Below are 16,046 nucleotides of genomic sequence, written 5' to 3'. Positions count from 1 at the left end.
CGAAAGGAGTGTGACGCCGGTTTGTGCCACCTGGCAGGAGCGCGAATCCGCCAAAAACACCAGAGGGCCCTGTTTCCGAAGTGACGGAAACAGGGCCCTGAGGTGGAGCGGGGAAGATCAGAAGCGCCGAGTGATCAGTGCCCTCTTCACTTCCTGGATCGCCTTCGTGACCTCGATGCCTCGCGGGCACGCGTCCGTGCAGTTGAAGGTGGTGCGGCAGCGCCACACGCCGTCGCGGTCGTTGAGGATCTCCAGGCGCTGCTCGCCCGCCTCGTCGCGCGAGTCGAAGATGAAGCGGTGGGCGTTGACGATGGCCGCCGGGCCGAAGTACTGGCCGTCGTTCCAGAAGACCGGGCACGAGGAGGTGCAGGCCGCGCAGAGGATGCACTTCGTGGTGTCGTCGAAGCGCTCGCGGTCCTCGGCCGTCTGGAGACGCTCACGCGTCGGTTCGTTCGTGTCCTTCGTGATGAGGAAGGGCATGACGTCCCGGTACGCCTGGAAGAACGGCTCCATGTCGACCACGAGGTCCTTCAGGACCGTCAGGCCCTTGATGGGCTCGACCGTGATCGGCTTCTCGGGGTTGATGTCCTTGATCAGCGTCTTGCAGGCGAGGCGGTTCTTGCCGTTGATCCGCATGGCGTCCGAGCCGCAGATGCCGTGGGCGCAGGAGCGGCGGAAGGTCAGCGAGCCGTCCAGGTCCCACTTGATCTTGTGGAGGGCGTCGAGGACACGCTCCTTCGGGTCGATCTCCAGCTGGAAGTCTTCCCAGACCGCCTCGGCCGAGACCTCGGCGTTGAAGCGGCGGACCCGGATGGTGACCGTGATGTACGGGGAGTCGGCGAAGCCGGGCTCCGGCTCGCCGGCCGCGTCCTTCTTGTCCAGAACAGGGGTTGCCATCAGTACTTACGCTCCATCGGCTGGTAGCGGGTCTGGACGACCGGCTTGTAGTCGAGACGGATCGACTCGGCGCCGTCGTCGCCCACCTCGCGGTACGCCATGGTGTGGCGCATGAAGTTGACGTCGTCGCGGTTGGGGTAGTCCTCGCGGTAGTGACCGCCGCGGGACTCCTTGCGGGCGAGCGCGGAGACCGCCATGACCTCGGCGAGGTCCAGCAGGTTGCCGAGCTCGATCGCCTCCAGCAGGTCCGTGTTGAAACGCCGGCCCTTGTCCTGGATCGCCACGTTCTTGTAGCGCTCGCGCAGCTCCGCGATCTTCTCGACCGCCGTCTTGATCGTCTGCTCGGTGCGGAACACCATGACGTTGGCGTCCATGGTCTCCTGAAGCTCGCGGCGCAGCACCGCCACGCGCTCGGTGCCGGTCGAGTTGCGCAGCGCCTCGACCTGCCCGACGACCAGCGAGGCCGGGTCCTCGGGCAGCTCCACGAAGTCCGCCTTCTGGCTGTACTCCGCGGCCGCGATACCGGCCCGGCGGCCGAACACGTTGATGTCCAGCAGCGAGTTCGTGCCCAGACGGTTTGCCCCGTGGACGGAGACGCACGCGACCTCGCCGGCCGCGTACAGGCCCGGGACGACGGTGGTGTTGTCCGCCAGGACCTCACCCTCGACGTTCGTCGGGATGCCGCCCATCGCGTAGTGCGCGGTGGGCTGGATCGGGATCGGGTCCGTGTACGGCTCGATACCGAGGTAGGTGCGCGCGAACTCCGTGATGTCCGGGAGCTTGGCGTCCAGCTGCTCCGGCGGGAGGTGCGTGAGGTCGAGGTAGACGTGGTCGCCCTCGGGACCGCAGCCACGGCCCTCACGGATCTCCGTGTAGATCGAGCGGGACACGACGTCTCGCGAGGCGAGGTCCTTCATCACCGGCGCGTACTTCTCCATGAAGCGCTCGCCGTCCTTGTTGCGGAGGATGCCGCCCTCACCGCGGGCGCCCTCCGTCAGCAGGATGCCCATGCGCCAGATGCCGGTCGGGTGGAACTGGAAGAACTCCATGTCCTCCAGCGGCAGCCCGCGACGGTAGACCGCGGCCTGGCCGTCACCGGTCAGGGTGTGCGCGTTCGACGTCACCTTGAAGAACTTGCCGCAGCCGCCGGACGCGTAGATCACGGCCTTCGCCTGGAAGACGTGGATCTCGCCGGTCGCCAGCTCATAGGCCACGACACCTGCCGACCGCTTCACGCCGTCGACCTCGGTGATCAGCTGGTCCAGGACGTAGAACTCGTTGAAGAACTCCACGCCCTCCTTCACGCAGTTCTGGTACAGCGTCTGGAGGATCATGTGGCCGGTGCGGTCCGCGGCGTAGCAGGACCGGCGGACCGGGGCCTCACCATGATTCCTCGAATGCCCACCGAAGCGGCGCTGGTCGATCGTGCCGTTCGGGGTCCGGTTGAACGGCAGGCCCATCTTCTCCAGGTCGAGGACCGAGTCGATGGCCTCCTTCGCCAGGATCTCGGCGGCGTCCTGGTCGACCAGGTAGTCACCGCCCTTGACCGTGTCGAAGGTGTGCCACTCCCAGTTGTCCTCCTCCACGTTGGCCAGCGCGGCGGCCATGCCGCCCTGCGCGGCGCCCGTGTGGGAGCGGGTGGGGTACAGCTTGGTCAGCACCGCGGTGCGGCTGCGCTTCGTGGACTCGATGGCCGCGCGCATGCCCGCGCCACCGGCGCCGACGATGACGGTGTCGTACTTGTGGATCTTCATGATTCTCGCAGCCCCGTGCCTAGCGGATGTTCGGGTCGAAGGTGAAGATCACCAGCGTGCCCAGCAGGATGGTGAACACCGTGGCCGTGTAGAGCAGGCCCTTGAGCCACAGCCGGGTGTTGGCGCGCTCCGCGTAGTCGTTGATGATCGTGCGCAGACCGTTGGCGCCGTGCAGCATCGCGAGCCACAGCATCAGCAGGTCCCAGACCTGCCAGAACGGGGAGGCCCAGCGGCCGGCCACGAACGCGAAGCCGATCTTGGAGACGCCGCCGTCCAGGACGAGCTGGATCAGCAGGTGCCCGATGACCAGGACGACCAGGACGATGCCGGACAGCCGCATGAACAGCCACGCGGCCATCTCGAAGTTGCCGCGGGTCGAGCGGGGGGTCTTCTTGGTGCGCTTGCGCGGAGCCTCGATGAGGGGCGCCGGGTTGTCGACGCCGTAACCGGAGGAGCCCTCGACGGGGCCGATGCCGGAAGCGGAGGTTTCAGTGGTCGCCATCGGTATCAGCTCCCGAACAGTTCACGAGCGGCGTGGCCGAGGACGGGGTAGATCGCCCCGATCATGAGTACGACCCACAGGCCGACCACGGACCAGAGCATCTGCTTCTGGTAGCGCGGGCCCTTCGACCAGAAGTCGACGGCGATGACGCGCAGGCCGTTGAGCGCGTGGAAGAGGATGGCGGCGACGAGGCCGTACTCCAGGCACGCGACGAGCGGGGTCTTGTACGTGGCTACGACCTTGTCGTAGTCCTCGGGGGAGACACGGACGAGAGCGGTGTCCAGCACGTGAACGAACAGGAAGAAGAAGATGAGGACGCCGGTGACTCGGTGAGCCACCCAGGACCACATTCCTTCCCGGCCGCGGTACAGCGTTCCAGCCGGCACGGAAGTCCCTCCGGGAGCGGGGATTGGAGCCGCGCCGGCTTGGTCTGTCGGTCGGGCCCGGCCGGGTACGGTCCACCGGCCCCCAGCATCGTAGCGAGGCGCTGCCGCTGGGCTTACGCCGGGCCTACCGGTGTGATCAAAGTGGCACGCGGATGGGTGAGCCTCAGCGGCATCTGGGGTGGTCTCAGCTGTTATGTGCCGGGTGCGGCGCCGTGGGGGTTTCTCGCGCAGTTCCCCGCGCCCCTGAGGAAGCGAACCAGCCGTTCCCTCGCCAGGCGACGGAGCTCCTCTGCCGCCACCACCCGTTCCTCCTCCGGATCGTTTGTCAATCGTGACCGGATGCCTGCCAGGACGTGGTCCAGGGCCTCGTCGGCGGGCAGGCCGTCCAGGCAGATCACGAAGGCGTGGCCGAAGCGGGCCTCGTAGGCCGCGTGGGCCGCGTCCATGGCCATGTGGGCCGCCGAATAGGCCCCCTCCGGGAGGAGCGGGAGGGTCTCGGCCGCCAGCGCTTCCGACAGGTCCGCGACTGTCAGGTCGTACGCCGCCTCGTCCGAGGCCGCCAGGAGGGCCTCCATGGTCGGGTAGGGGCGGTGGGCCGCGATGCTCTCGGCCCAGCGGAGGCTGCGCAGGCAGTCCAGGAGGAGGCCCCGGGCCTCTGCGGCGGGGGCGATGTTGAAGGCGTCCAGGACCGTGGGCAGGGACGGTATGGCCACTCGGCCAGAAGTGTGTGTGGGCGTCACGTGTGTTTCGGCAGGGGAAGCTGTGAGCGGTGTGACGTCACGTTATCGAGTGTGGACATGACCTGTCCGACGGACATCCCAATTTCACCCGCAAGGGAGAGTTTCGGAACGGGCGGTGGACGCGTGGGTTCCGCCGAGGCCCTAGCGTGGAGGGTGTGAGCCAGCACAGGAAGCGACCGGAGAAGCAGGCGAGGGGGATGATCGCCGGGGCGGTCACCCTGACCGTGGCGGCCGGGGTGGGCCTCGGGCTGTGGGCGGGGAACGACGACAGCGCCCCCGCCGGATCCACGCGGACGCAGGCACAGGCCGAGCAGCGCTCGCCGTCGCCGTCCGCCGCCCCGCCGAGTCCGAGCCCGACCCCCAGCCCCACCCGCTCCTACCCGCTCTCCACCACCCCCCGCACCATCCCGGCCGTCCGCGCCCACACCCCGGCGCACGGCCCCGGCTGGCGGCCCGCCTCCGGGCGGCGGGTGGTCGTGAACGACGCCGGCCTCGCCGACGAGGGGCGCCTGGTCGCCGGTGAGCTGGGGCTGACGTACGCCGGGAAGAAGGACGACGTGCGCGCCGGGGACGTCCGACTGGCTCTCGACCGGGGCGCGGGCGCGGCCCCGGAGTCGTACCGCATGACCGTGCGCGGCGGGCGGGTCGACATCAGCGGGCCGGACGACGCGGGGGTGTTCTACGGCACCCGCACGCTCAAGCAGGAGGTGCATGGTGGCGGTACGGCGCCGGAGGGCGTCGTGCGGGACCGGCCGGCCAAGCCGGTGCGCGGGTTCTTCCTGGACATGGCCCGCAAGAGCTTCACGGCGGGCTGGATCGAGGACCGGGTGCGGGAGCTGGGCGACCTCAAGTACAACCGGCTTCAGCTGCACTTCTCCGACGACCAGGGGTTCCGGATCGCCTCCGACACGCACCCGGAGATCGTCTCGAAGGGGCACCTGACGAAAGCGCAGGTGCGGAAGATCGTCGCGCTCGCGGCCCAGCGGCACATCACCGTCGTACCGGAGATCGACTCGCCCGGGCATCTGGGGGCGGTCATCGCGGCCCACCCCGAGCTCCAGCTGCGCAGCGCGGCGGGGAACGCTCCGCGGGGGACCGTGGACATCTCCAAGCCCGCGGCCGCCGAGATCGTCGACGATCTGCTGAAGGAGTACGCCGACCTGTTCCCCGGCTCCGAGTGGCATCTCGGCGCCGACGAGTACCAGGCCCTGATGGTGTCCGACCCGGCGGCGACCTATCCGCAGCTCGCCACCGCCGCCCGGGCGGCCTACGGCGCCGGCGGCACCGTCGCGGACCTGACGACGGGGTGGCTCAACGACCGCGCCGACACCGTGCGGGCCGCGGGCAGGACCCCGTTCGCCTGGAACGACGGGTTCTTCCGGGGGACTTCCGTGCGGCCCGCCGCCGACATCCGGGTGGCCTACTGGACGGGCAAGGAGATCGGCGCCCGGCCGCCGGTGGAGTATCTGAGCGCGGGGCGCAAGGTCGTCAACTACAACGACGAGTTCCTCTACTACGTCCTCGGCCAGCCCAACAAGTTCTTCTACCCGAGGGGCCAGCGGATCTACGAGCAGTGGACCCCGCGGGTGGTGCGCGGCACGACGGCCGTCTCCTCGAAGTACGACGGCCAGATCCTCGGCGGGTACTTCGCGGTCTGGTGCGACTTCCCGAACGCGCAGACGCAGGCCCAGGTCGCGGCCGGCATCCGGATGCCGCTGCGGGCCACCGCCCAGAAACTGTGGGATCCGGGGAAGCCGCCCCTGAGCTGGGCGCGGTTCAAGGCGCTCGGGGACCGGCTGGGCTGAGGGGCCGGCCGAACGGGCCGGTGATTCCCGGTGGACGCGGGGGGCCGGCGAACCGTATGTTCCGCATGCCGCGCGTGAGGCTCTGGGGAGAACCTGCGCGGTCTGCCGCTCATCCACACCTCGGGGGACTTCGCCATGCTCTGCACGCGCTGCCAACACTTCGAAGCGGCACCGGACGGTGTCCTGTGCACCGCGTGTGCCACGCCCGCCGGCTTCGCGGCCCCGCCGGGCGCGGGCACGCCGAAGCTCTGGCTGCGCTCGCCGGTCGGGCTCGGGTGGGCCACCGTGGCACTGCTCGGACTGACCGCCGCCGTCGACCTCTTCGCGATCGTCACGGACTTCCTCCGGTACGACGTCACCGGCGACCTCGCCGGGGGCGACACCGGGGCCGCGCTGCTGGACCGGGCGGACGTGTCCGACACGCTGACCGCCCTGGCGGCCTCCGCGCAGGCCGCCGTGCTGCTGGCCTGTGCCGTCGTCTTCGTGATCTGGCTGTGGCGGGTGCGGGTCAACGCCGAGGTGTTCGCGCCGGAGGGGCACCGCAAGGCGCGCGGCTGGGTGATCGCGGGCTGGTTCGTGCCGTTCGTGAGCCTGTGGTACCCGCGCCGGGTCGTGCTGGACGTCTGGGACGCGAGCAGCACCGGGGACCGGCCACGCGGGCACGCGCTTGTCAACGTCTGGTGGACGCTGTGGCTCCTGACGAACGTGGTCGGGCGGTTCCTGGCGAGCATGGTGGGGGAGGCCGACACCCCCCAGGAGATCCACGACGCCATGCTTCAGATGCTGTTCGCCGACGCCGTCGACCTCACCGCCGCCCTGGTGGCCGCCGCGCTGGTGCTGCGGCTGACCCGGATGCAGGACGAGAAGGCCCGCCTCGGGCCCGCGGTGCCCGCCGCGGTCTGACGGATTTGGTCCTTCCTGCTGCGAACTGCCGTACGAATGTGGTGTATTCGGGCCCGAACCGTACCGAGCAGCCAGGGGGGCAGCGGATGGGCTACTGGGGTTACTTCGTCGTGGGCCGCGGGGAGCGACCGCTCGCCGAACTGGACGCGCTGGCCGGCGCGGAGGGCATGGTCCTGCGGGAGTCGGCGCCCGGCGGATGGCAGGTGTGGGAGTACGCGAGCGGCGAGGGCGACGTCGGCAACATGAACTCCCTCGCCCTGGAGACCGGTTCGCCCGCGCTCTTCGGATACGTCATGGACAGCGCGTCGGTGGTGGTGGAGGCGGCGGGGCCGGAGAGCGGGGGCTGGACGACCTGTCTGGCGCGCGCCGCCATGGCCCGGTACATCGGGGCCGGCGACACCGACGGGGACGCGCTGACCCTGGAGGACTACTTCCTGGAGCCCCGAGACGCGGCCGCGCGGGCGGTCGCGTGGGCGGCGGAGGCGGGGCACGAGGTGGCCGAGGAGCCACTGCTCGACGTACTGAGCGCCGACCCCGACCCGTTGGCCGAAAACCTCTTCTTCCGTATGCTCGACCGACTCGGCGTGGTGCCCCTGTGACACTCATGGGCCGTTGCACGCAGTAAGGGGAAGTGCGGGTTCCGTCAGGGGGCACCGCTTGGCGAGGGAGGCGTGGATGAGTCTGGTGGAGCTGATCGGCCAGGCCGACGAACGCGGACTGGCCGCCAGCGGGTTGGCTTGTTTGGATCGCTGTGTGCCGCTGCTGGGCGGCGACGACGAGGCCCTGCGCCCCCTGTGGGCCGACCTCGCGAGCGACACCGGCGGACCCGAACAGTGGGCCGGACTGCTGGACCAGGTCCGCGGAAAACTGGGCGGGGCAGGGGAGTTCGGGCCAACGGGGGGAGAACCGGGCGCGGACGACTCCGCCGACTCCGCCGGTGAGGACGAGGCCGTGTCGCTGGCCCGGCGGATGCTCGCGGCCGCGCCGGTCGAGCGGTCCGGGGACGAGATGCGGGAGTGGGCCGACGCCTGCTCGGTCGCCGCGCTCCGGATCCATCAACTGCTCGACCCCCTGACGGATGCCGGCGACTCGCTCGACGCCCGCCGCGAGGGCCGTACGGAGGGTATGTCCCCGCTCGTCGCCGCCGAACTCCGCCGCCAGGTCACCGTCCTGGAACTCCTCGCGAGTCACGGCCCGGCCGGCCTGCGCCCCGCCCTGGAGGTGTCCACGGAGGGCCGCCGGGTACTGCGGGCTGTGGTGTCACGGCGGAGCCGACGGCGGGGATGAAGGGGGCCGGGGGGGCTCGGAGGTAACCCGGGGGGACTCGGAGGGAACTCGGCGGCGGGCGTTGCTCAGTGGAGCAGCCACTTGACGACCGCGTCCCCGTACTGGGCCGTCTGGCCGTAGAACGCCGTCAGGTCCCGGTGCGCCGCCGCGAACACCCCCCGCGCCTCCCGCTCTGCGCCCGCCCCGCCGTACCTCGGCAGCAGGTCCTCGCGGGCGAGCCGCCACAGGGCCTCGAAGTCGGCGGCTCCCAGGTACGACGAGACCTGGTTCGCCTTGGCCGCGGTCAGCAGGAGGAAGGGCGGCTTGTCGCGGTCGCCGGGGTAGACCGGCAGTCCGCCCAGGACCACCTCGGCGCCGGCGTAGAGGAGTTCGTGGTCCAGATAGGACTTGTCCAGCACCTCCTCCCGATGGCGTCCGATGCGTTCGCGCACGGCGTCCCAGTCGTCCTCGAACAGCCGTTGCAACCAGTTGGCGCTGTTGCGCAGGGCCGAGGGCGGCACCGCGCGCAGATGGAAGTAGTCGCTCATCAGAGACAGGAGCGCACGGCGGCCCCGAAGCGTCACTGCGGCGTCAACCTCGCTACGGGGAAAGTCCTGTGACCGTCCGGCGAGTGATGCGGTGAAGGTGCGGCGGTCCTGCACCGGTGTCGCCGAAACCCCCCGATCCGTGTGACGCACGGTCCCGCCGGAACGCTGTCACCCGTGTGACGACTGATGTGACCGCTCATACGACAGCCCGTTCGACCGCCGATGTGACGACCCACCAGGAGCACCGGCGGCCCTCCGCCGCCGCCAGACCCGTGCGGTGGGCCGCCGACGCGGTCTCCACCCTGCGCGAGGGTGCCCGGGTCCGGCTCGACTACTCGGCGCAGAGCCTGTGGCGCGTCGACCGGCTCATCGAGGAGATACGCCGGGAGGGAGTGCCGTACGCCGCCCTGGAGACCGTGCTGCGCGGGCTCGGGGCCTACGCCGGTGAGGTCGTCGTCCGTCAGACCGGTGCCGAGTGGTGGGCGAGCGGCGGCGAGTACTGGGTCCGTACGCCCGACGGCCGCCTGTGGGACCCCTTGGACGAGGCCCGCCGCTGTTTCGCCGGGGACGGCTCGCTGCGGCTGCTGTGCCGTGACGCGACGGGTGCCGTACGGCGATGACCGGGCCGTCCTGAGGGACCGCTGCCCGGTGAAGCAGGACGGGCGCCCGCTCCCAGGATGCGAGGGAGCGGACGCCCGGGCCGGCGTTCAGGGTGCGGCTACTTGATGTAGACCAGGCCGTCCGTCGTGATCGTCGGGCGGCCGCTGGTGCCGACCACCACGATCTTGATCTTGTGCTGGGCGCTGGACGACCAGGACTTGGTCCAGATCGCCTGGCGGTACTTCGTGGTGGTGGACTTCAGGTCCACGGTCGCGACCTTGGTGCCGTCCACGTAGACGTACGCCTGCCCGGAGGTGGACGCCCGCGAGACCACCCAGGCGGCGGACTTGCCGGTGAACGTCCAGGTCAGGCTCGCGCCCTTGGTGCCACTGGAGTACGACTTGCCGCCGAGGTAGCTGGACGACGAACGGGCGGTCCAGCTCCCGGACTTCGTGGCCGAGGTCTCCTGAAGGATCATCGGCGTGTAGGCGGGCGACGAGGTGCGGGTGTTGCCCGCGATGTCGTACGCCTTCATCGACCAGGTGCTCGCCGAGCCGGACTTGGCGGTGCGGTTGGAGCTGGTGGTGGTCGGGCCGAAGGTGGCCGTCGTCGGGGAGAGCAGGCTGACCTGCTTCAGGGCCTGCGCGTCGGTCGCCTTCCAGCCGAGGGTGACCGGGACGGCGGCGGTCTCGACCGTGCCGGCGCGCAGGGTGATCTTCGGGGTGGTGGAGAAGACCGGCGCGGTGGTGTCCGCGACGACGGTCAGCGCGGTGGTCGTCGACTTCGCGTCGGTCTTGCCGGACTGGTGCACGGCCCGTACGGCGACCTTGTGGGTGCCGGCGGCCAGGGTCGTGCTCGCCGAGGTGGCCGTGCCCGCGGCGGTCGCGGCGACCCTGCCGTCGACCAGCAGCTCGAACTTCGAGATCAGCGAACCCGGCGTGGTCGTCGACCACTTCGCGGTGATCGCGCCCTTGGTGTAGTACGTCGAGCCGGACAGGGTCGTGCCGGTCAGCGTGGTGAGCTTCAGGCCCTGCACCGGGCCGGCCGCCCAGGCGCGGATGGTCGGCAGCTGGCCGTAGAGCGTGGTGCCGGGGCACTCGGTGGCGTAGCCGTCGCGGTGGCCGGAGATCCGGTTGAACGTGTAGAGGCTGCCCGCGGTGAAGCTGGTGCCGGCGAGGTTCTTCTGGGTCGCGCCCGCCTTCAGCTGGACCGTGGAGCTCGGGTCGACGCCGTACTGGCCGAGCTTCCAGGCCGCGATCCGGGCGACCGAGGTCAGCGCGGCGGAGGAGGCGCCGACGTCGTTGTAGTTGCCGAGCACCGCGATGCCCGCGGACTCACGGTTCCAGCCGTAGGTGTGCGCGCCGAGCACCGGCAGGTCCACCCCGCCCTTGCGGCCCTCGAAGATCGTGCCGCACTTGTCGACCAGGAAGTTGTAGCCGATGTCGTTCCACTTCTCGGTCTGCGTGTGGTACGCGTAGATGCCCCGGATGATCGACGCGGAGTCGGCGCACGAGTAGTCGTTGGTACCGGCCGTGTGGTGCACGAAGACGGCCTTCACATCGGCGTTGTAGTCCGACGGGTCCGGGCTGAGCGACTCGTCGGCGCCCCAGCCGGCGCGCGACACGATCGGCGGCTCGGGGACCGTCGAGGGGGGCGCGGTGGGGGTGGTGGCGGTCGCGGTCGGCGTGGGGGTCGGGCTCGGGGTCGTCGACGCGGGGGCCGAGGTCGTGGCCGTGGCGGTGGTCGTGGGCGTTTCGGTCGGCGTCGCCGAGGTCGACGTGGTGTCGCTCGCGGTCGGCGTCGGGGTGCCCGTCACGTCCTCGGCGAACGCCGCCGGGTCCGGGTCGGCAGCGGCGTCCCGCTGCTCCGCGGCGGTCGCGATACCCGGGTCGACGAGGTTGACCTCAAGCCCCTTGGGCAGACCGGCACTCGTGGTCCCGTCCTCGTGCACGACCTGCACCTGCACACCGTCGGAGGGTCCGACCCACAGCGGCTCGGAGGCGCCGCGCGCCCCGTTGCGCTCGTCGGGGTCCTCCGGCGGGTCGATGTGCGTCTCCAGGTCCTGCCAGCCGGTCCACTCACCCGTCTCGCTGCTGCGGGTGCGGACCTGCGCCTTGCCCTCCAGCGGCTTGGTCACCCCGGTCCAGGAGACCCCGAGCAGGGAGAACGGCCTGGTCTCGGTGCGCGGCAGCTCCCGCTTGCCGGTCGCGGTGCCCTTCAGCGCCAGGTCGAAGACCTTCACCGGCCGCTTGGGCTCGATGCCGGCTCCGGCGTCGGTCGACGGACTGGCGGCGGCGTAGGTCGCGATACCGCCGCCTCCCAGAACCACCGCGCCGAGCGTCAGCCACGCCCTCCGCTTCATGCTGAGCGGTCTGTACGCACGGCTTCTACGACGACTCACTACCTACCCCACCCCTGAATACGGTCTAACTCGGTCATAGAAATGCCACCTCTTGCACAGGTGGCACTCACACAGCGTTGAAACGATCGCAGACGTCACAGGTGTTGCGTACAGCGACCTCTGGGACAGGTGCGGGACTGTGACACTTCTGTGCGGTCGGACGCTGTTGACCGTGGGGGACATGGGCAAGGGCGACCACGCCTAGCGGGTGGAATCGCCACGAACCGGTACGGACAGGAAAGTTCTTGGGGCAAGGCGGGGAACCACGCCGCGCACAGGCGTACGACGGGGAACTGGGCGCGGCCGTTGCGCGGGCCCAGGAGGGCGACGAGGCCGCGTTCGCGGTCGCCTACCGGCTGGTGCAGCCCGGACTGCTCGGGTACCTGCGCGGGCTGGTCGGCGACGACGCCGAGGACGTGGCCTCCGACGCCTGGCTGGAGATCGCCCGGGACCTCGGCAGGTTCCGGGGGGACGGGTCAGGGTTCCGCGGCTGGACGGCGACCATCGCCCGGCACCGGGCCCTGGACCATCTGCGCCGGCAGAAGGTACGGCCCCGGTCGGCGGCGCTGGAGCAGGACATGCTGGACCTGCCCGGCCCGCACAGCACCCACGACCAGGCGCTGGAGTCGCTGTCCACCGAGTACGCCCTGGAACTGGTCCGGTCCCTGCCGCCCGACCAGGCCGAGGCGGTGCTGCTCCGGGTCGTCGTCGGCCTCGACGGCCCCGCCGCCGCCCGCGTCCTCGGCAAACGCCCCGGCGCGGTGCGCACCGCGGCCTACCGGGGTCTGAAGCGGCTGGCGCACCTGCTCGGCGCCGAGAGTGTGACGGATGAGCGCCCCCGGACGCTGGGGGAGTCGACATGACAGGCCAGGACGGCACGGCGGACAGGGACGGACACGGCATGGGCGACGAGCGGAGCGGAGCCACGCCCGACCGCGGTCGGGCCCGCCGGGGGGAGACGGGGCGGGACGGGCAAGGGGCGTACGAGGGTGTGCCCACGTCCGAACTGCCGTACGGGGAGACGCAGCCCTCGCCGCCGGAGCCGCAGTACGGGGACATGAGCTCCGTGCCGAGGCCGGCCTACGACGAGGGGGCGGGCGTACCGGAGCCGCCGTACCGCGACACGCCCCCCGTCACGAAGCCGTCGTACGACCGTGGTCGGCTAGAGGCGGTGCTCGGGGCGGCGATTCTCGGGGGCAAGGCGGACGCGGAGGGCGAGCGGCGGGCCGTGGACGCCTTTCGGGTGGCCCGGGACGCCGGGGCGCACCGGGCGCGGACGCGGCGGCGGGACGACTGGCGGCCCCGTGCGCAGCGGCACCGGGCGCGGTCCTGGAAGGCGACGCTCTCCGTGCTGCTGGCGAGTCTCACCCTCGGCGGTGTCGCCTACGCGGCGATCGGCGCGGGTGGCGGCGGCCCGGCGAAGAGCGCGGCGGGCGACGGGAGCGCGCGTCCGAGCGTCACCACGAGCGCCCCGGCCCAGTCGCCGAGCAGCCCCCGGCCCTCCGTGTCGGCCCCCGCCGACCGTCCACCCACCGCGAAGGACACCCTGGCCCACTGCCGGGTGTACGAGAAGCTCCAGGGCCGCGGCAAGGCGCCCGACTCCACCGCGTTCAAGAGGCTCGTCGCGGCGGCCGGTGGCGAGGCGAACGTGAGCGCCTACTGCGCCGCGCTGACGGAACAGGCGACGGAGGCCGCGGACGTGAAGCCGGGGCAGCGGAAGGGGCAGGCGACCGCCGAGTCGAACGCGGACAAGAACAAGTCCAAGAAGCACTGACGACGCCGGTCGCCGAGCAGCTCCGCCTTCAGCCGGTGAACCGGGCGCTCACGCACCGAGTGCCCGGCCGCGCACCGCCTCCCGCAACTCCGTCACGAACCGCCGCCCCGTGGGCAGGAGTTCGCCGCTTTCGAGGAGCGTGCCGGCGGCGGTCTCGGTGTGCTCGCGCCAGGTGGCGTACTCGCGTCGGGCACGCGCGCCCCCCGTTCCGGCGGCGAGTTCGGTGCGCCAGAAGTCCGTCACGCCCAGATGCGCGTACGTGCCCTGGAGCAGCGCTCCTGCGGGCCGGAGGTCGGGCCGCCAGGGAGCGTGGTACCGGGCGCTCGTCGGAGGGCCGTGCAGGGGCAACAGGTCGAGCAGGGCGCCGAGTTGGACATGCAAAAATTCGTGCACGAGGGTCAGTGCCAGCAGCACCGGGTCATTGGGGAGGGACGCGGCGATGGCGCCGAAAGCGCGGCGGGCCGCCGAACTGACCTCGGTGCCGTCCGGGTTGGGGAGCAGCGGAACCAGCGTGGTCAGACCGGCGGCGATGGCCTCCGCGTGCCAGGGGTGCCGGCGCACCAGCACGGTCCAGGCGGCACCCAGGGCTTGCGTCCACTGCTGTGTCTGCTCCGCGGTGAGCGGCGCGGCGAGTTCATGACCGTGCGCCTCACGGAAGGGGCCCTGGTCGGCGAGCCGCAGGTCCAGTGCCATGCCGTCGCAGTCGGCCGTGACCCGGTGCCAGGCCCGTCGGCCGGGGTCCGCCGTCACCTGCTCCAACCACCGCAGGTCGGCGGGCCGTCCGTGCTCCAGCGCGGTGAGGGTCCGGGTCAGCCCCTCGTCCAGGTAGGGGTACAGCATGACCTCGCGCCACGCGGCGCGGTCCCGCCGGTTCAGGTCGACGAGGCGGCGGTAGGCCGCTTCGGCGGTGCGCTCCTCCAGATGCCCGACTGCCGCCTGGCGCACGGCCAACGCCATCAGCATGCGTCTGCTCAGTTGCCCCCTCCGCAGCAGACCCACGGCGGCCGCACCGCCTCGAGCGCGAGCCAGGTCCCGGAGGACAGGGGCAGGGACCGTGTGCGGGACGAGACCCGTTCCGGGCCGCGGTGCAACGTCGGCCCCCTGCCCCGTCGCTGCTCTCATCGGGACGCCTCCCGCCGGGGCGCGGTCAGTGCCGCGACGTCCCGGCGCAGCCGGGCGCCGATGTGGTCGACCAGTACCGCCAGGTCGTCGCAGTACACGGAAGGAGCTGAGAAGACCGGGGTTGCTCCGGGGAAGTACCTGTGGGCGTACAGGCCGCCGCCGCACACGCGGGCGCGGGCACAGGAGCGGCAGACAGGACCGAGCCCGCTCATGCCGCGCTGCCGGGCACGGAAAGCGGGATGCGCGGCGGCGTCGGCGAAGGTGTCGCGGGACACGTGCAACCCCGTCTCGGGCGCCCCGGGATAACTCACCTTGAGCGAGTCGGCCTGCTCGATCGCCCCGTCGGTCTCCACGACGACGAGGTCGACGGGGGTGAGTCCGACCGCCTCGCTCCGCGCGGTACCGCCGAGCAGCAGCACCATGATCTCCTCGAACAGCCGGATGCCGGTCTCTCGGCGAGGAGCGCCGTACCAACGGTCGAAGATCGCGCACAGCCAGTCGGCGTACGGAGCGGGACCCGTGTGCGCGCCGGGTGCAGGCGGTGCCGTGGGTGGGGCGGTCCGGACGGTGAGCCCCGGCGGCGGGGTCTGCCAGGTCCCGTGCGGGAGTAACAGGTCCAGTCGGGGTGGAGCGAACTGCAGGAGCGCGTCGTACGTCTCCAGCGGATCCGTGGTGGGGTCGATCACGCACAACAGACCTGCGAACAGGTGCCGGTGGTCCGGCTGTGTCAGTAGTTCGAGCGCGCGGGCGGTGTCGGCATGGCTGCCTCTCCCGTCGGCCCGCCGCCGGTGCCGGTCGTGTCCGGCGGGGGTGCCGTCCAGGCTCACCCCGATCCGCACGCCGTGGCGGTCGAGAACGGGAAGCAGCCGCGGGTCCTCGGCGAGTCGGATGCCGTTGGTCTGCAGGGTGAAGCGCGGCGCGGCGATGCCGGCCAGGGCGTCCGTGACCGTCCCGAGCAGGGCTTCCAGGTAGTCCGCTCCGACCAGGAGGGGCTCTCCGCCATGCAGCACCACATGTGCTTCGGACAGTCCGTGCTCCGTGGCGTGTTCGGCCATCAACTGCGCAGCCCGCCGCACTGTCGCCGGAGCCATGCTTCTGGGCCGTTGCCGCCAACTCTGGTCGGCCGCCTCGTACATGTAGCAGTAGGTGCAGGCCAGGTCGCACCGGCTGTGGATCTTCAGCAGGAACTGCCGGAAGGGCACAGACTCCGTCCCGCTGTCCGGCGTGGCGGGCGGGGCGTTGGTGGCGGAGGTCGGCATCGGTCGCTCCGGTACGACGGCGGAGGAAAGAAGCCATCATAAGTACCTCGTAGGCCCCCGATGGCTTCCGGGGCGGATGAGGTCCGTTG

16 protein-coding genes are annotated in these 16,046 nt (G+C 71.2%); 7 read left to right on the top strand and 9 right to left on the bottom strand.

The annotated features are described in order from the left end of the window. Positions 1–117: 117 nt before the first annotated feature. From ACFULQ_RS09405 to ACFULQ_RS09385, 5 genes are all read right to left on the bottom strand, one after another. Positions 118–897: a succinate dehydrogenase iron-sulfur subunit gene (locus tag ACFULQ_RS09405; protein ID WP_030316959.1), complete on the bottom strand. Its 780-nt coding sequence runs from the start codon at positions 895–897 to the stop codon at positions 118–120. Further along, positions 897–2,651, bottom strand: coding sequence for a succinate dehydrogenase flavoprotein subunit (gene sdhA, locus ACFULQ_RS09400; RefSeq protein ID WP_020135646.1), 1,755 nt, complete (start codon positions 2,649–2,651; stop codon positions 897–899). Before sdhA ends, ACFULQ_RS09405 begins: the two co-directional genes overlap by 1 nt. Positions 2,652–2,670: 19 nt before the next feature. Beyond that, complete coding sequence (locus ACFULQ_RS09395; protein ID WP_383540412.1) at positions 2,671–3,153, bottom strand: succinate dehydrogenase hydrophobic membrane anchor subunit; 483 nt, start codon at positions 3,151–3,153, stop codon at positions 2,671–2,673. A gap of 5 nt (positions 3,154–3,158) precedes the next feature. Beyond that, a complete protein-coding gene (sdhC, locus tag ACFULQ_RS09390) occupies positions 3,159–3,539 on the bottom strand; it encodes a succinate dehydrogenase, cytochrome b556 subunit (protein ID WP_007384241.1) in 381 nt (126 codons plus the stop codon). Positions 3,540–3,730: 191 nt separating this feature from the next. After that, positions 3,731–4,279 carry a 2-oxo-4-hydroxy-4-carboxy-5-ureidoimidazoline decarboxylase gene (locus ACFULQ_RS09385; protein WP_383540410.1) on the bottom strand — a complete coding sequence of 183 codons (549 nt, stop codon included), beginning with the start codon at positions 4,277–4,279 and terminating at the stop codon, positions 3,731–3,733. A 197-nt stretch (positions 4,280–4,476) separates the two neighbouring features. Between ACFULQ_RS09385 and ACFULQ_RS09380 the strand changes: the two genes are divergently transcribed. The 4 genes from ACFULQ_RS09380 (at position 4,477) to ACFULQ_RS09365 (ending at position 8,274) form a co-directional block, all read left to right on the top strand. After that, positions 4,477–6,084 carry a glycoside hydrolase family 20 protein gene (locus ACFULQ_RS09380; protein WP_383540567.1) on the top strand — a complete coding sequence of 536 codons (1,608 nt, stop codon included), beginning with the start codon at positions 4,477–4,479 and terminating at the stop codon, positions 6,082–6,084. Positions 6,085–6,219: 135 nt separating this feature from the next. Continuing rightward, positions 6,220–6,987: a DUF4328 domain-containing protein gene (locus ACFULQ_RS09375; RefSeq protein WP_383540407.1), complete on the top strand. Its 768-nt coding sequence runs from the start codon at positions 6,220–6,222 to the stop codon at positions 6,985–6,987. An 86-nt stretch (positions 6,988–7,073) separates the two neighbouring features. Then, positions 7,074–7,586 (top strand): hypothetical protein, encoded by a 513-nt coding sequence (locus ACFULQ_RS09370; protein WP_383540404.1) that lies wholly within the window; start codon positions 7,074–7,076, stop codon positions 7,584–7,586. A gap of 76 nt (positions 7,587–7,662) precedes the next feature. Then, on the top strand, positions 7,663–8,274 hold the full coding sequence (locus ACFULQ_RS09365) for a hypothetical protein (RefSeq protein WP_383540401.1): 612 nt from the start codon (positions 7,663–7,665) through the stop codon (positions 8,272–8,274). 65 nt (positions 8,275–8,339) lie between these two features. On the opposite strand, the gene ACFULQ_RS09360 is transcribed toward ACFULQ_RS09365, so the two are convergent. Beyond that, positions 8,340–8,801, bottom strand: a complete 462-nt coding sequence (locus ACFULQ_RS09360; protein ID WP_383540398.1) for a DUF1877 domain-containing protein — start codon at positions 8,799–8,801, stop codon at positions 8,340–8,342. Between the two features lie 188 nt (positions 8,802–8,989). On the opposite strand from ACFULQ_RS09360, the gene ACFULQ_RS09355 reads away from it, so the two are divergent. Next, entirely contained in the window at positions 8,990–9,421 is a 432-nt protein-coding gene (locus tag ACFULQ_RS09355; RefSeq protein ID WP_383540565.1) for a hypothetical protein, read from the top strand. A gap of 98 nt (positions 9,422–9,519) precedes the next feature. Here ACFULQ_RS09355 and ACFULQ_RS09350 read toward each other — a convergent pair whose 3' ends face one another. Further along, entirely contained in the window at positions 9,520–11,763 is a 2,244-nt protein-coding gene (locus ACFULQ_RS09350) for a peptidoglycan recognition protein (RefSeq protein WP_383540395.1), read from the bottom strand. A gap of 284 nt (positions 11,764–12,047) precedes the next feature. Here ACFULQ_RS09350 and ACFULQ_RS09345 point away from each other — a divergent pair, with 284 nt between their 5' ends. Next, a complete protein-coding gene (locus ACFULQ_RS09345) occupies positions 12,048–12,665 on the top strand; it encodes an RNA polymerase sigma factor (protein WP_383540393.1) in 618 nt (205 codons plus the stop codon). Continuing rightward, the gene (locus ACFULQ_RS09340) at positions 12,662–13,576 is read left to right on the top strand and encodes a hypothetical protein (RefSeq protein WP_383540390.1); all 915 of its coding nucleotides are present in this window, start codon (positions 12,662–12,664) and stop codon (positions 13,574–13,576) included. Before ACFULQ_RS09345 ends, ACFULQ_RS09340 begins: the two co-directional genes overlap by 4 nt. Positions 13,577–13,624: 48 nt before the next feature. On the opposite strand, the gene ACFULQ_RS09335 is transcribed toward ACFULQ_RS09340, so the two are convergent. Then, positions 13,625–14,539: an aKG-HExxH-type peptide beta-hydroxylase gene (locus tag ACFULQ_RS09335; protein ID WP_383540387.1), complete on the bottom strand. Its 915-nt coding sequence runs from the start codon at positions 14,537–14,539 to the stop codon at positions 13,625–13,627. Between the two features lie 155 nt (positions 14,540–14,694). After that, positions 14,695–15,957, bottom strand: coding sequence for an FxsB family cyclophane-forming radical SAM/SPASM peptide maturase (locus tag ACFULQ_RS09330; protein ID WP_383540384.1), 1,263 nt, complete (start codon positions 15,955–15,957; stop codon positions 14,695–14,697). Between the last annotated feature and the right edge of the window lie 89 nt (positions 15,958–16,046).

This window comes from Streptomyces sp. NPDC057253 (assembly GCF_042669125.1).
Taxonomy (GTDB): Bacteria; Actinomycetota; Actinomycetes; order Streptomycetales; family Streptomycetaceae; genus Streptomyces.
Note: the sequence above shows the minus strand (reverse complement) of the source record. Positions and strands in the feature narration are given on the sequence as shown.

Bases quoted from the DNA above. Each gene is read 5' to 3' on its own strand.
- ACFULQ_RS09380 (WP_383540567.1), top strand. From the start codon at position 4,477: ATGATCGCCGGGGCGGTCACCCTGACCGTGGCGGCCGGGGTGGGCCTC.
- ACFULQ_RS09340 (WP_383540390.1), top strand. From the start codon at position 12,662: ATGACAGGCCAGGACGGCACGGCGGACAGGGACGGACACGGCATGGGC.
- ACFULQ_RS09370 (WP_383540404.1), top strand. From the start codon at position 7,074: ATGGGCTACTGGGGTTACTTCGTCGTGGGCCGCGGGGAGCGACCGCTC.
- sdhA (WP_020135646.1), bottom strand. From the start codon at position 2,651: ATGAAGATCCACAAGTACGACACCGTCATCGTCGGCGCCGGTGGCGCG.
- ACFULQ_RS09360 (WP_383540398.1), bottom strand. From the start codon at position 8,801: ATGAGCGACTACTTCCATCTGCGCGCGGTGCCGCCCTCGGCCCTGCGC.
- ACFULQ_RS09330 (WP_383540384.1), bottom strand. From the start codon at position 15,957: ATGCCGACCTCCGCCACCAACGCCCCGCCCGCCACGCCGGACAGCGGG.
- ACFULQ_RS09350 (WP_383540395.1), bottom strand. From the start codon at position 11,763: ATGAAGCGGAGGGCGTGGCTGACGCTCGGCGCGGTGGTTCTGGGAGGC.
- ACFULQ_RS09395 (WP_383540412.1), bottom strand. From the start codon at position 3,153: ATGGCGACCACTGAAACCTCCGCTTCCGGCATCGGCCCCGTCGAGGGC.
- ACFULQ_RS09375 (WP_383540407.1), top strand. From the start codon at position 6,220: ATGCTCTGCACGCGCTGCCAACACTTCGAAGCGGCACCGGACGGTGTC.
- ACFULQ_RS09405 (WP_030316959.1), bottom strand. From the start codon at position 897: ATGGCAACCCCTGTTCTGGACAAGAAGGACGCGGCCGGCGAGCCGGAG.
- ACFULQ_RS09365 (WP_383540401.1), top strand. From the start codon at position 7,663: ATGAGTCTGGTGGAGCTGATCGGCCAGGCCGACGAACGCGGACTGGCC.
- ACFULQ_RS09335 (WP_383540387.1), bottom strand. From the start codon at position 14,539: ATGCTGATGGCGTTGGCCGTGCGCCAGGCGGCAGTCGGGCATCTGGAG.